The organism is Marinobacter sp. Hex_13, assembly GCF_001566815.1.
Classification (GTDB): domain Bacteria; phylum Pseudomonadota; class Gammaproteobacteria; order Pseudomonadales; family Oleiphilaceae; genus Marinobacter; species Marinobacter salarius.
On the sequence record NZ_LSMM01000052.1, the window covers coordinates 15853 to 28129 of the forward strand.

Consider the following 12277-nt stretch of genomic DNA (forward strand, 5'->3'; position numbering starts at 1 on the left):
CTCATTTTCCTGTTGTCGTATCCGGACGAAGTACGTGTCGGGCAACCGCATCGGCCATGCGCTGCCGGTTCTCGATTAGTTGTTCCAAGAGTGCCTGTTCCTGCTGTGCGGCCCAGACCAGCTTCATCATCAGCTTTTGCTGCTCGATGGGTGGCACCACTACGGTCAGATCGCCCAACTGGGTCTTGGTCACACTGGGGGCCGCGGAGCCCTGTGAACACATGGCGAAGTATCGCTGGGCATCCACATGGTTCAGCTGCCAAGCGAGAAACTCGGGCATCAGTCTGAAGGCCTCGGGTTTCAGACGCAGGTGAAAGAAATTCGGGGTGCAGACGGTGTTGTGGGGCAATGCCTTGACCACCGCCGCGTCATTCCGAGTGCCCCGTGCCATGAACAGGATGTCACCGGGCCAGAGGAAATCCGGTCGCCGCCTGCCTGGCAGGGTCACCCGATCGAGGGTTTTGCCGTCTTTGTCGTCCAGGGACTCTCCCACGACCAGGTGGCGGAACTGCACCACGAACGCATTGCCATCCTTGTCCACCGGCATCTTGCCACGGAAGGGATAGCCGGGATGGATGGCGGCCAGGCTGCGCAATGGCAGCTGGTGTTTGGCGAATTTGGTCATGCAGTATTCTCAATGATGCATTTCTTGAGCTTAAGACTAGATTACGGTGCATCATTACGCAATATGCATTTAGGCGGCAGAGTTTAAATTCAAGCGATGACCTCTGCAGCATTGCGACTAAAAGAGTCGCGATTGAACACTAAGTTGCCGGACACAGATAGTGGCCAGCCTGCGGTTCTCTCTGCAGTAATCTTTGTCGACATCGAGGCCTTGGCTTATGTCTAAATGTCCGGTTAAGAAGGAGCACCTACACGATAGAGGGGCGAGGTGCTGCAGTAGACCATTGGGCGAATCGCAAAAGTGTTAGTCATAAACAACCTAAGTCTAAACCGGTCTCAGCAGATAGAGGGCAGCCGTCCATGGCTGGGTCCCCTGTCAGTGCCTCTTGTCCTTCGGAGGATTCGGATCATTGCCATAACTGTCCGAGTCCCGTATTCGCCCGTCCCGGCCGTGCGTGACTAACTCTACTCGATCTTGTTTGGCCATCTCGCGCCCCTGCCGTATAGCCTCTGCCTGCGTACGGTGCACGCTTGATGCGCGGGAACTCCCTTCACGCTGGGCAGCCCAGCCATTCTCATGCGGAACGATGTGAACATCTTTTTTCTTCGGCATTGCTCAGCCCTCCTTCTAGCAGGTGCAGTCAGGTAGTTGGTCAAGATTATTTCGTTCGGTCTGGTCCCAGTCTGACCGAAGATATTTCCCATTTGGACCATTGACGACTCGAATTGGCGTTTTTGATCCATCTTTCATTGGAACGTAGTACCTATAGGCACCCCCCTCAATGTCCCTAATCGCGTCCGCTTTGCGTCGGGGCGACCACAGCTGTCCGGACTGGCATAATCCAGTGATATCGCCGTCTCTGTCCTTTGCTGTTTTGTATACTGCTCGTTCAATTGCCATTTCGGTTCACCTCTTCATATGTCAGTTGTGGTGAGGGTGCGAAAGATGAAAGCGCCCCTCATGAGGTGTATTCTCCCCAGAGCGCAAATTTGGACGCTCATCCAGATGTCCAAATCAGGAGGCTGGAGAGAAGTATCTGTCTAGGAGGGGTGGATGGGACGTGAAGATGATGAATATCTCAGCACGGACGAGGTGAGGGCCAAGCTATCATGCCTGTTAGAAGCGGACCTGCTGCGGCTAAGACGAATGGCGGAGCTTCAGGCAAAGAAGCTACGAAATTGTGATCCTGACGATTTGTTATCTGACGGTCTCGATCGCGTAGTCTCTGGTGCTAGGCGGTGGCCCAGGGGTGTCGAAACAGCGCCTTTTATGCGAATGGTCTTCGGCAGCATCGTATCATCTAGAGCCAAACATGCTGCCATCGCTGCCCAACATGAAATGGATGTTGAAGTAGATCAGGCCGGAAATGTAGATTCCGGCAACTGCGTGATAGAAGCCGGCGTTAGCACAGATCCAGCCCATGCGGTATATGCACAAGAAATGCTTGAGAAAGTAACCAGCAACTTGGTAAATGACCCCCATGCCCAGGCAATAGCACTTGCCCTTGGCGAGGGTTTGACAGCAAATGAAACTCTATCCCAGTTTCATATGTCTCAGAATCAATATGACGCCGCGCGAAAGAGACTCCGCCGCGTTGTTAGCAGGTTAATAACTGGGGAGAACGCACCATGAGCGGAGCTCGAAGCGATCAAGAGCGCTGGCATGCTCTTTTGGATGCGCTATCAGACGAGACTGCTGAAATGTCCGATGAAATGATCATGCGGGAGTTTGGTGCGAATGCGGACCAGGCAACCGATAAAATGAGGAATCTCATTCGCGACTCAGTAGGCGACGTCGATGTTACGCCGTATGAAGCCACGAGAACCGCGTTGAATAAAGAGAAAGCCAATATCAGAGAATCCAGCTTACCCGGAACGGCTGAGGAGCGGCGCTCATTACTCATCCAAATACTGTCCGGTGCGCACAGGTGGTCAGATTCAGCAACTCTGGCTTTCAGAGAGCTGGAGGACCCGTCTGATTTATCCGATGAAGAAATTACTGGCATCTTGGAGGATCTCGCTGAATTAAACGACGAGGATGATGACTGATGCGTCGAAATATCACGCCAGAAGGGCTCTGGCAGCAAATGGGAATCGTGAGCCCTGACGACGTTGATATAGAGGTGATGGCATATTTCTGCGGTGCCCGGGTTAAGTATAGAGAGTTGACCAGTTGCGCGGCTCGAATCGTAGGAAAGGGCAGCAAGGCTATCATTACGGTTGATCGAACGGCATCAATTGAGCGTCAGAGGTTCTCCATCGCTCATGAATTAGGACATTGGGCTCAAGATCGCGGGCAGGTTTCTGCCAGTTGTCGCTCCAAAGATCTGGCACCGTTTAAGCTCAAGGACTATCAGGACGACCGTGAGGCGGCTGCAAATCGTTTTGCGGTTGAGCTATTGATGCCTGCCCAACTCTTCATGAAAGCGGCCCAAGGCATGGCTGTAACAATGGCGAGCGCGTCGTATCTGGCACGGCAATTTCGAGTCAGTTTGACCGCAGCTTCAATACGTCTGGTTGAACTCGGTAGCTTTCCAGCCATTGTCGTCTGTTCGAATCTGCAGGGATACCGATGGAGTTGGAGGCATCCCGAGCTTCCCCTTTCCGTTCGCGTCAACAGACTTATCAGCAGACATTCGGTAGCTCACAGCCTCATCACAAATGCCGGCTTAGCTTCGCCTGGGCCGGTCACTGTGGATGCGGAGGAGTGGGTCAGCCACCCTGGTGTTGAAGAGTATGTCGTTGTGGAGGATTCTGTGCGAATAGGAAGAGGCACCGTGCTCTCTCTGATTTGGTGGGAGGATGAGACTTCTCTTGTGAAGTTAGAATGAGACGAATGCTCGGAGGCTGAGCAGGTAGGGACAATCCAGAAAACTTGTTCAGGTACTTTTCATGCCCGATTAGCTCCTACTGCGACCGCACTCAAGACTACCAGGCATACGACTCTTTAGGAGAATGTCTTGCCGGTGTCGGTCGTTTCATCAGTTGTCTATCAAAATCTTCTCTTAAACAAAAGCGGACATTCAAGTTAGCCTCCGCTCAGGGCCGACGAGCAAATCACTTATGCTTCATACAGCCTAATTGATGGAGCAAATCACGGACGCCAGACGATCACATGGAAAGGAAGCTGGGTGCAGGTCAGGGGTTTCAGCTAGCTTTGGGATGCCTGAACCAGTCTAAACTGTGGGGCCGATCTAATCTCAGCGTTCGTTCTTTAATCGAAACCAAAGGGCATAAAGCGCCGGCACAAACAATAGCGTGATCAGAGTGCCGACCGCCACGCCACCGATAAGGACATAAGCCAGCGGCCCCCAGAACAGGTCAAAGGTCAGAGGTACAAACGCCAGAACGGCCGCCAGGGCGGTGAGTACCACGGGGCGGGCACGTTGGACTGCCGCTTCGACAACGGCTTCCCGGGCAGCCATTCCTGCTTTGAAGTTGTCCTGCACCTGCTGCGTCAGAATCATGGTATTTCGCATCAGGATGCCGCCCAGGCCAATCAGCCCCAGCAGCGCGGTAAAGCCAAAGGGTTGATTAAACAGCAGCAAAGCCAGCACAGCCCCAATCAGCCCCAGTGGCGCGGTGGCAAGAACAGTCAATGTGCCGATAAAGGAACGCATCTGAAGCATGATAAAGATCAGCATCAACGCCAACATCACCGGTTGTAATGTCTGGATTGAAGCATTGGCTTTGGCTGATTGTTCCACCGTACCGCCGATTTCAATACGGTAACCCTCCGACAACTGTTCGCGCAGGCCCGTCATCGCACTCCATATCTCCTTGGTGACATCCGGTGGCTGGGCACCTTCTACATCGGCCTGAACGGCCAGGAAGGGGTCACGGTTGTAACGCTTTATGACGGGGTCCTCGTAACGAACCTGCCACTTGCCCAGTTGCTGTACGGAAAGTTTGCGGCCGTCGCGGGTTTTGATCTCAAGATCTTCCGGCATGATCACTTCGCCACGTGCATTACGCGCCACCAGTTGAACGCTCCTTATGCCCTGGCGCAGTTCGGTGACGGCCACTCCGCGGAGTTGGAACTGCAGTTGCCGGGCAACCTCTGCCGGAGTCAGGCCCATCCAACCCAGATTTTCCGGATCCATATCAAGATAGAGAGTGGGCACACGCTCATCCCATTCGAGATGCGGCATGACGATGTTCGGATGCCCGGTCATGAGAGTGCGGATCTGGTGCGCGATCTCTCTGAGTTGATCGGATTCCGGACCCAGCACACGAAAACTGACCGGCCAGACCACCGGGGGACCGTACAGCAAACGCGTCACCCGCACTCGTGCCTCCGGAAATTCACCCGCCGCGATTCTGGTTTCCAGCGCCGAGATGATGCGATCGCGCCCTTTAACGTCCTGCCCAATGGCAATCAACTTGGCAAATGCCGGGTCCGGCTGCTCGGGGTTGGCCGATACGAAGAATCGGGGCGCACCGGCACCGATGTAAGCGGAAAGGCTTTTCACCTCCGGCATGTCCATCAGAATCGCTTCCAGGCGTCTGACACTTTGATCCGTGGTGGCAATAGCGCTCCCCTGCGGAGCGTAGACACTGATCAGAACTTCGGGGCGATCAGAACTGGGAAAAAATTGCTTCTGCACCTGGGTTGCCATCCCGAAAGCACTGATCGCCAGCAAACCCACTGTGATAAAAACGACGGTTTTCCGGTACTGAACACACGCTGTGATCACCCCACGCAACCGCTGATAAAACGCGCTTTGGTAAAGGTCCTGGCCCATATGCCCGGTGTAATCGGGCAAGAGCTTGACGCCCAAATAAGGCGTAAAAGTTACCGCCACCACCCAGGAAATCAACAACGAAAAAGCCAGCACCCAGAAGATGTTGCCGGTGTATTCTCCCACTCCGGACTGGGCAAATCCGATGGGGACAAATCCGGCCACCGTCACCAGCGTACCGAACAGCATGGGCGCGGCGGTTACGCTCCAGGCATGACTGGCTGCCCGTACCCGGTCCCAGCCGCTCTCCATCTTCACGATCATCATTTCAATGGCGATGATCGCATCGTCCACTAACAGACCCAGTGCGATAATCAACGCACCCAGGGTGATGCGGTCCAGGTTTATGCCCGCCATTTTCATCAACAAGAAAGTCAGGCCGAGGGTCACAGGAATCGCAATGCCCACCACCAAACCCGCGCGCAGACCGATCGCCAGTATGCTAACCCCCATCACCACGACCAACGCAACCAGAAACTTGACCTGAAAAAGATCAACCGCCTGAGTGATGGCTTCCGCCTGATCGGTCAGGGTCTGTATTGACATTCCCAGCGGCAGCCTGCCCTGTTCGGTACTGACAAACTCGCGCAGCCGCGCGCCAAATTCCAGGCCATTTTCACCCGCACGCATGACCACACCCAGGAGGATCGCATCCTCACCGTTGGAGCGGACGATGTAGCTCAAAGGATCTTCATACCCTAAACGCACCTCGGCCAGATCAGATACGGTAATAAGCTGGTCGCCGATACGGAGAGGTACTGAGGTGAGGCGCTCAAGGTCAGACAGGTCGATGTTGCTGCGGACATAAACCCGCGGGCCGGCAAGATCAACAAAGCCAAGAGGCTGAAGACGGTTGTTGGCCTCTATCGCCTGCAACACCTCTTCTGCCGACAAACCGAGGTTGTTGAGCCGGTCCTGATCAAATTCGAGATACACCCGCTCAGGACGCTCCGCCAGGAGCTGTGCTTTTTGCAAGCCGGGCAGCCGTTGCAGGCGATCCCGTATCGATTCTGCCTCGCGGGTCAGTTCACGCATTGGCATCCCGGGTGCCGTCAGCGCCAGCAGGGAGAAATACACATCCGCGAAATCATCGTTGACGATGGGGCCGATCACACCCTGGGGGAGGTTGGGTCGCTCATCGAGCATGCGCTTGCGGACTTGATAGAAGAGGTCCGACACTTTTTCACTCGGAGTAGAATCCAGGAATCGGATAACCATGGCGGCCTGCCCGGGCCGAATGGTTGTCTCAATATTATCGAAATACACCACCTCCTGGATTCGCTTTTCCAAACGATCCACGACCTGGTTCTGCAGCACCTCGGGGGTTGCCCCTGGCCAGACGACAGAAACCACCATCGCCCGGACGGTGAACGCAGGGTCTTCCGCCCGACCCAGGGACGAGAACGCGTAGAAACCGGCAACAACGGACAGCAAAAGAAAAAAGAGGGTGACCGAACGCTCGCGCACTGCCAGCGCGGAAAGATTCGGTAAGCTCATTGAACCAGCTCCCGCACTGCCATGCCAGGCGTGAGCAGGTGTGTCCCCAACGCGACGATGGGCGTTCCCGCCTTGATGTCGACCTTGATCTTCGCATACTCCTCACCCAGATCGATCACCTCGACCGCCAGGGGCGTTACCGTGCCGTCGGAAACCAACCAGATCTGCGGCGTTTGCCCTCTCTCATCCAGGGCACCCAGCGGTACGCGATGGCTGGGGGCGGTTTGCTTCTGCGCTAACCGCACACTCACCACCGACCCCAGGGTTAAAGACGAGGGGTAGGGCCCCTCCAGGCTGTATCGGGCACGCCAGCTCCGGCTTGCGGGGTCGGCAGCCCCGGCAATCTCTCTCAAGCTCACAGCAAGCTGTTCGCCATTGGGTAAAGGGACATAACCGCGCATGGACGGGTTACTGCCCTCTGGTAAAAAAACCTCGACTTCCAGCGATTGATCTTCGGCCAGAACGGCAAGGGTTTGTCCGACACCCACAACCTGGCCAGGTTCAACGATGACCTCAGTGACCACGCCTGCATGGGCGGCTTTCAGTTCCGCATACCCCAGGGCATTCTGAGCCTGCTGATTGCGTGCAGAAGCGGTTTGCACCTGGCTGCGCGCCTCACGCTCTGCCAACTCAAGGCGTTGCAGGGTTTGTTCGCTGACAAACTGATGCGCCACAAGTTGCTGCTGGCGCTGGAGTTCATTGGTGGCAATTGCCAGGGCCGCTTTTGCACGCTTAAGATCCACGGCGGCGACCCCTGCGGCTGCCACCAGGTCCCGTGTATCGAGCTTGAACAGTAAGTCGCCTTTTTCCACGCGCTGACCGGCATCGATATAACGATGCTGAATCCGACCGGCGATCTGAAAGGCCTGAGGAACTTCGTGGCGGCCTCGCAGGGTTCCTGAAAATCTCTGCGCTGTTGGGCCGGCGTCCTTTAGTTCAACTGTTTTTACCCAGGGGATAGGGGCGCGGGCATCTGGGGGCGGTTCCGAAGACTGCTGACAACCAGACAGCATGAGCAGCGAGATAAACAGGGTCAGCATACAGCGCATGGCAGGTGTCCCGATTGGCAAAATCCAGATTTGAGTATCAGCTCTCACGGTAGCCGGACAAAACAAGTTGCAGGATGGCATCGCGAACGGTTTCCCTCCGCTCCATAGGCAGAAAATGAGTCGCCTCGCCGAGGACATTTACGTCAGCCTCAGGCAGCAGGATCTGCAGGCGTTTTCGCGCGGCCGGCGAGAAGGTTGACCCGCGTTCCGCCGCCAGCACGATAACCGGGCACCGCAACTGACGAATACCGGGCCAGGGGTTGTGTTCGGTATGGGCAAAAGTGGTGCTCTCCCACTCCGGCGCACACGCCAACTGAACTTGATCTTCCTGCGGTTCGAAGGCGTGCTGGATATAGGCTTCCAGCCATGCTTCGGGCCAGGTCTTGAAGCCACCGCGGCCCCGATAGTTGTCCAACGCAGCAGCGTGCGAGTCGAATACCGGGCGCCGACGTGCGGCTCCGGCGGCCAGTGACAACCGATGTGACTGGCGTAGCAGCTTGGCCAGCCACAACCTCAGGCCCTGCCCCGGATCCATGATTACGGGTTCCGCCAGAATCAGGCCCAGCACTTTGTCTGGCCGTCGGGCAGCGGCCATGATGCTGGTGGTGGCCCCAATGGAGTGGCCGGCAAGCCAGACCGGCTCATCCAGGCTATCCAGCAGAGCGGTCATGTCGCGATAGTAGGTTTCCCAGCCCCGGAATGTCGAAAAGTTCGCCGCACCGGCGCTGGCCCCGTGCCCCCGCATGTCCCAGGCCAGGACATTGACGTCCGTGGCAAGCTCATCAAGGAGGGGGCGGTACAGGCGGCCATGGAAACCCGTTGCATGCGCCCAGTGCAACGTGGGGCGCGCTTTGGATTGCGGCCAGCGCCACAGGGCGATCTCCGCGCCATCCGGCGCCTGGAATTGGTCGCGTTCAGGGTTGTTGTGCTTATTGTCCATGAAGATCTGCTTCTTTGGCCGCCATTGTCGGGAGCAACAACTGAACCTGACCGCTGGCGATCGGCTTGCGCTTATCGCCCTGCCAGCAGGTCACCCGGACCAGGCTGCTCCGCCTGCCTTGCCGGACAATTTCGGCGCTGGCGAACGTCGATCGGGCCTGCGCGGAGCGGAGGTAGTTAATGTGGCTGTCGAGAATGCGTGGGCAACGTTTGTCTGTATCCTGGCGTTGCGCAGCGACCCGCGCGGTAAGCTCCATCAGGGCGCCAAGCACGCCGCCATGGAGAGCAGGTAGCATAAAGTTGCCAATCAGCGCTTCACGACACGGCATATGAACCACTAGACCTACATCGTCGCGTTGAACCTCAAGACCAAGGTGCCGTGCGTAGGGAGTGCGCTCCAGCAGGGCCTGCCAGTCGGAACATTCTTTCCCGCTTTCTTGCCCGCTTTCGGAAGGGCCTGAGATGGGTTGTGCCGAATCGCCAGTCGTACTCATGCGCCCTCCTTTTTTCGTCCACCGGCCTGAAATTGCTGGCCCTGGGTGTTGCGCATGAAGGTGGCGCTTGCCGTCGCTAACAGCTCACTGTCACTCTCGCTGAGGATGTCGCAATGGATGAACGCGACCTCGTCCGTTAAATGACGACAGGTGGCCACCGCTACCAGGGCACGGTCGCCGCTGGCAGGCCGCAGATAATCCATGCGCAGATCCAGCGTGGCAATGGGCATCAGCTCCAGGGCCCCCGCAAATACCGCCAGGCCTCCGGCGGAGTCTGCCAGTGAGTAGAGCACGCTGGTGCAGATTTCTTTTGTATCCTCTTCGGCGAACATCCATGGCTGTGGGGTCAGGCGCATACAGACCTGGCCCTTATCGACAGAGACAACCTGCATACCCAGATCCCTGCCGTGGGGAACCTGTTCGGTGAACTGCCACGCCGTCGTCACAGCGTCACTGTGCTGAGCTCTGTTCGACTCCGTCATCAGATCTGCCCACCCCGGTTTGCATTTCGCGCAGGGGTGGAAGTGGGGGGAAACAGCTGATTTTGATAGGTCATTGCCATGTCAGTTTCTTCCGAATAACATTGTTGCTGGATTTTGGTTGGTTAACCAACCAAATGTCAAGAATCTGTTGTGGCAAATGGCACGCCACCCGTGCGATGGCGCACCACCAATGCAATGAGTCAGGTGGTTGCCGCTCTGATGAACAAATAGCTGGCTTGCTGAGGAGATGTTTAAGCCATGGTTAACAGACAGATGACTCCTGCAAGCAAACTGGGCGACCAGGGCGACGTTTTGTCTAACGCAGCCCGGCTTTTTCGTGAGAAAGGCTTTGAAAGGACGTCGCTCAAGGAGATTGCCGAGGCCTGCAATATGCTGCCCGGAAGTCTGTATTATCGTTACAACAGCAAGGAAGCGCTGCTTGTCGAGCTGATGCGCCGGGGGGTGGACCTGGTTACCGCAGAGGTCGAGTCGGCTTACGCCAGTTCGGATGACCCGGTTGAACGGTTGCGTCTTTGTATCAACGCGCATCTGCGAGCCCTGTTGGTCGATTCGGACGCGGTTTACGTGCTGCTGTTTGAATGGCGAGCGCTGGGCCCGGAGGCCCGCGAGGAAATCATCGAACTGCGTGACCAGTACGAGTCCTTGTGGGCCGATATCCTCGAAACGATGATTGCACAGGGCGTGATCCGGAAGAATGTTGACGGCCGTTTGCTCCGCCTGATCGGCCTTGGGGCGCTCAACTGGGTTGCAACCTGGTTCGACCCGAACGGGGCTCATTCACTCGACGCCATTGGCGACTTGATCTGGCAGATCGCGATGGACGGTGTGATCAATAAAGGGGGGCAGGCATAGGTTCTGGCTTCACAAACGCAAGCAAGTAGCCTCTGTTTATGATCGCTAATCATGCGGATGCACGGTTTGTCATCTGACATTTTGCCTGAACTGCTCAGGCGACTGGTCAAACCAGCGCTTGAAGGCGCGTCTGAAATTGGCAATGTCGTGATAGTTCATCAACGCGGAAATGGCCTCGATTGACAGTTGGCTTTCACGCAAATAGGTCGCTGCCTGCTGGGACAGAATCTCGTCGCGAACTTTCCGAAAACCGCTGCGTTCCTGCTTGAGTTTGCGTGCCAGAGTGCGTTTGCTCATGAACAACGAGGCCGCTGCTTCGTCTTCACTGAGCGTTCCGGGCGGTCGGGACAACATCATCATCTTCAGCTGGGTCTGATAGCTCGGTTGATCCGACTGAAGTTGCACAAGCATCGATTCACACTGTTGCAAGGCCAGACGATAGTTTTCGTGATTGGCGGACGCATTCGGTTCCCGACACAATGACATCGGCAACGTAAGTTTTACCTGATCGCAATCATAGTGAATCTGCCCGGATAAAAAATCGGCATACATTGCCTTATACTTTGGTTCAGGATGAGCGAAGTATATTTCAGCCTCATGCAAAGGGCGACCAATTATAAATTCGCCAAATTCAAAAAGGGCCTTAATCATCGCATCCGACAGGCACTGCTGTATGTCATCGTCCAGCGACTCCTGATAGTCCAGAATACACTCCAGGCGCTCGTTGACTTGCTGCAAATGCAGGTGGATGAAGCTAGCACGCGTGGGCAGAAAAGTATGAATCGCCTGCAGCGCAGTGAGAAAGTCGGGGCTGCTGTAAGCAACGAACCCCATTGCTCCATGGGTTGCCGGTGTCAGTCGCTTGCCGAGCCGCAACCCGAATTCCGGCAGGCCGGACAAGTCCAGTGCGTTGCGCAGAATCCGCATCTGCTGAGCTGCGGTAAGCAGGCTTTCCTCACTCAATAATTGCGCCACACCAAGCCCGGTGCCGAGCAGCAGACGTGGCAGTTGTTTGGCTGTTAAATCAAGCTCACGCGCAATTAGCCGTGAGTAATTCGATGGAATACCTGGACCGGTTTTTTGCAAATCACCCGCCTTCTGCGTCGTCATCATTGATCATCTCCGTCCTGAACGACCACTATTTTGTCTTTAAATGACTCTATGTTGTCAAGAAATGACCTGACAGAAGTATCGCCAGACAGCCAATATCTATCGGTGAATACTACGGGCAGGAGAACAACAATGGGTAAGATTACTTTTATAGAACATGATCAAACTAAACATGTCGCTGAGTTCAAAACTGGTTCCTCGGTAATGCAAATCGCCGTTGACAATCTGATCCCCGGTATTGACGGGGACTGCGGGGGGGAATGTGCCTGTGGCACCTGCCACGTCATCGTCTCGGACGATTGGTTCAGAAAGACAGGTACGCCTGGTGGTGAGGAAGAGCAAATGCTGTCAATGACCCCGGAGCGGGAGAGCACTTCGCGCCTGGGCTGCCAGGTGGTCATTACTGATGAAATGGACGGCATGACCGTGCATTTACCCGAGTTCCAGATGTGAACATAGGAGGACGC

14 protein-coding genes are annotated in these 12277 nt (G+C 55.9%); 5 read left to right on the forward strand and 9 right to left on the reverse strand.

Annotation, left to right across the window (positions count from 1 at the left end; translation table 11 throughout):
- Position 1: 1 nt before the first annotated feature.
- From AXW11_RS13550 to AXW11_RS20805, 3 genes are all read right to left on the reverse strand, one after another.
- Complete coding sequence (locus AXW11_RS13550) at positions 2-625, reverse strand: restriction endonuclease subunit S (protein WP_091642658.1); 624 nt, start codon at positions 623-625, stop codon at positions 2-4.
- Between the two features lie 375 nt (positions 626-1000).
- The gene (locus tag AXW11_RS13555) at positions 1001-1237 is read right to left on the reverse strand and encodes a DUF2188 domain-containing protein (protein WP_091642661.1); all 237 of its coding nucleotides are present in this window, start codon (positions 1235-1237) and stop codon (positions 1001-1003) included.
- Between the two features lie 15 nt (positions 1238-1252).
- On the reverse strand, positions 1253-1525 hold the full coding sequence (locus tag AXW11_RS20805) for a DUF3892 domain-containing protein (protein ID WP_091642663.1): 273 nt from the start codon (positions 1523-1525) through the stop codon (positions 1253-1255).
- A 153-nt stretch (positions 1526-1678) separates the two neighbouring features.
- On the opposite strand from AXW11_RS20805, the gene AXW11_RS13560 reads away from it, so the two are divergent.
- Genes AXW11_RS13560 through AXW11_RS13570 form a run of 3 tightly spaced genes read left to right on the forward strand, consistent with a single transcriptional unit; the run spans position 1679 to position 3455 of the window.
- Positions 1679-2257 carry a hypothetical protein gene (locus AXW11_RS13560; RefSeq protein ID WP_091642666.1) on the forward strand — a complete coding sequence of 193 codons (579 nt, stop codon included), beginning with the start codon at positions 1679-1681 and terminating at the stop codon, positions 2255-2257.
- A complete protein-coding gene (locus AXW11_RS13565) occupies positions 2254-2673 on the forward strand; it encodes a hypothetical protein (protein ID WP_091642668.1) in 420 nt (139 codons plus the stop codon). The genes AXW11_RS13560 and AXW11_RS13565 overlap by 4 nt, the downstream gene beginning before the upstream one ends.
- Positions 2673-3455 (forward strand): ImmA/IrrE family metallo-endopeptidase, encoded by a 783-nt coding sequence (locus AXW11_RS13570; RefSeq protein ID WP_091642671.1) that lies wholly within the window; start codon positions 2673-2675, stop codon positions 3453-3455. The genes AXW11_RS13565 and AXW11_RS13570 overlap by 1 nt, the downstream gene beginning before the upstream one ends.
- A gap of 369 nt (positions 3456-3824) precedes the next feature.
- On the opposite strand, the gene AXW11_RS13575 is transcribed toward AXW11_RS13570, so the two are convergent.
- Genes AXW11_RS13575 through AXW11_RS13595 form a run of 5 tightly spaced genes read right to left on the reverse strand, consistent with a single transcriptional unit; the run spans position 3825 to position 9827 of the window.
- Positions 3825-6863 carry an efflux RND transporter permease subunit gene (locus AXW11_RS13575; RefSeq protein ID WP_072678648.1) on the reverse strand — a complete coding sequence of 1013 codons (3039 nt, stop codon included), beginning with the start codon at positions 6861-6863 and terminating at the stop codon, positions 3825-3827.
- The gene (locus AXW11_RS13580; RefSeq protein WP_072678647.1) at positions 6860-7912 is read right to left on the reverse strand and encodes an efflux RND transporter periplasmic adaptor subunit; all 1053 of its coding nucleotides are present in this window, start codon (positions 7910-7912) and stop codon (positions 6860-6862) included. The genes AXW11_RS13575 and AXW11_RS13580 overlap by 4 nt, the downstream gene beginning before the upstream one ends.
- Positions 7913-7949: 37 nt before the next feature.
- Positions 7950-8852 (reverse strand): alpha/beta fold hydrolase, encoded by a 903-nt coding sequence (locus AXW11_RS13585; RefSeq protein WP_091642674.1) that lies wholly within the window; start codon positions 8850-8852, stop codon positions 7950-7952.
- Positions 8842-9345, reverse strand: a complete 504-nt coding sequence (locus AXW11_RS13590) for a PaaI family thioesterase (RefSeq protein WP_091642677.1) — start codon at positions 9343-9345, stop codon at positions 8842-8844. The genes AXW11_RS13585 and AXW11_RS13590 overlap by 11 nt, the downstream gene beginning before the upstream one ends.
- Positions 9342-9827 (reverse strand): PaaI family thioesterase, encoded by a 486-nt coding sequence (locus tag AXW11_RS13595; protein ID WP_091642679.1) that lies wholly within the window; start codon positions 9825-9827, stop codon positions 9342-9344. Before AXW11_RS13595 ends, AXW11_RS13590 begins: the two co-directional genes overlap by 4 nt.
- Positions 9828-10085: 258 nt before the next feature.
- On the opposite strand from AXW11_RS13595, the gene AXW11_RS13600 reads away from it, so the two are divergent.
- Complete coding sequence (locus AXW11_RS13600; protein ID WP_091642682.1) at positions 10086-10700, forward strand: TetR/AcrR family transcriptional regulator; 615 nt, start codon at positions 10086-10088, stop codon at positions 10698-10700.
- Between the two features lie 69 nt (positions 10701-10769).
- Here the strand turns inward: AXW11_RS13600 and cypR are convergent, their stop codons facing one another.
- Entirely contained in the window at positions 10770-11813 is a 1044-nt protein-coding gene (gene cypR, locus AXW11_RS13605) for a transcriptional regulator CypR (RefSeq protein ID WP_091642684.1), read from the reverse strand.
- Between the two features lie 129 nt (positions 11814-11942).
- Between cypR and AXW11_RS13610 the strand changes: the two genes are divergently transcribed.
- Positions 11943-12263 (forward strand): 2Fe-2S iron-sulfur cluster-binding protein, encoded by a 321-nt coding sequence (locus AXW11_RS13610; protein WP_091642688.1) that lies wholly within the window; start codon positions 11943-11945, stop codon positions 12261-12263.
- The last annotated feature ends 14 nt before the right edge of the window (positions 12264-12277 follow it).

Bases quoted from the DNA above. Each gene is read 5' to 3' on its own strand.
- AXW11_RS13560 (WP_091642666.1), top strand. From the start codon at position 1,679: ATGGGACGTGAAGATGATGAATATCTCAGCACGGACGAGGTGAGGGCC.
- AXW11_RS13555 (WP_091642661.1), bottom strand. From the start codon at position 1,237: ATGCCGAAGAAAAAAGATGTTCACATCGTTCCGCATGAGAATGGCTGG.
- AXW11_RS13570 (WP_091642671.1), top strand. From the start codon at position 2,673: ATGCGTCGAAATATCACGCCAGAAGGGCTCTGGCAGCAAATGGGAATC.
- AXW11_RS20805 (WP_091642663.1), bottom strand. From the start codon at position 1,525: ATGGCAATTGAACGAGCAGTATACAAAACAGCAAAGGACAGAGACGGC.
- AXW11_RS13550 (WP_091642658.1), bottom strand. From the start codon at position 625: ATGACCAAATTCGCCAAACACCAGCTGCCATTGCGCAGCCTGGCCGCC.
- cypR (WP_091642684.1), bottom strand. From the start codon at position 11,813: ATGATGACGACGCAGAAGGCGGGTGATTTGCAAAAAACCGGTCCAGGT.
- AXW11_RS13610 (WP_091642688.1), top strand. From the start codon at position 11,943: ATGGGTAAGATTACTTTTATAGAACATGATCAAACTAAACATGTCGCT.
- AXW11_RS13580 (WP_072678647.1), bottom strand. From the start codon at position 7,912: ATGCGCTGTATGCTGACCCTGTTTATCTCGCTGCTCATGCTGTCTGGT.
- AXW11_RS13590 (WP_091642677.1), bottom strand. From the start codon at position 9,345: ATGAGTACGACTGGCGATTCGGCACAACCCATCTCAGGCCCTTCCGAA.
- AXW11_RS13600 (WP_091642682.1), top strand. From the start codon at position 10,086: ATGGTTAACAGACAGATGACTCCTGCAAGCAAACTGGGCGACCAGGGC.
- AXW11_RS13565 (WP_091642668.1), top strand. From the start codon at position 2,254: ATGAGCGGAGCTCGAAGCGATCAAGAGCGCTGGCATGCTCTTTTGGAT.
- AXW11_RS13575 (WP_072678648.1), bottom strand. From the start codon at position 6,863: ATGAGCTTACCGAATCTTTCCGCGCTGGCAGTGCGCGAGCGTTCGGTC.
- AXW11_RS13595 (WP_091642679.1), bottom strand. From the start codon at position 9,827: ATGACGGAGTCGAACAGAGCTCAGCACAGTGACGCTGTGACGACGGCG.
- AXW11_RS13585 (WP_091642674.1), bottom strand. From the start codon at position 8,852: ATGGACAATAAGCACAACAACCCTGAACGCGACCAATTCCAGGCGCCG.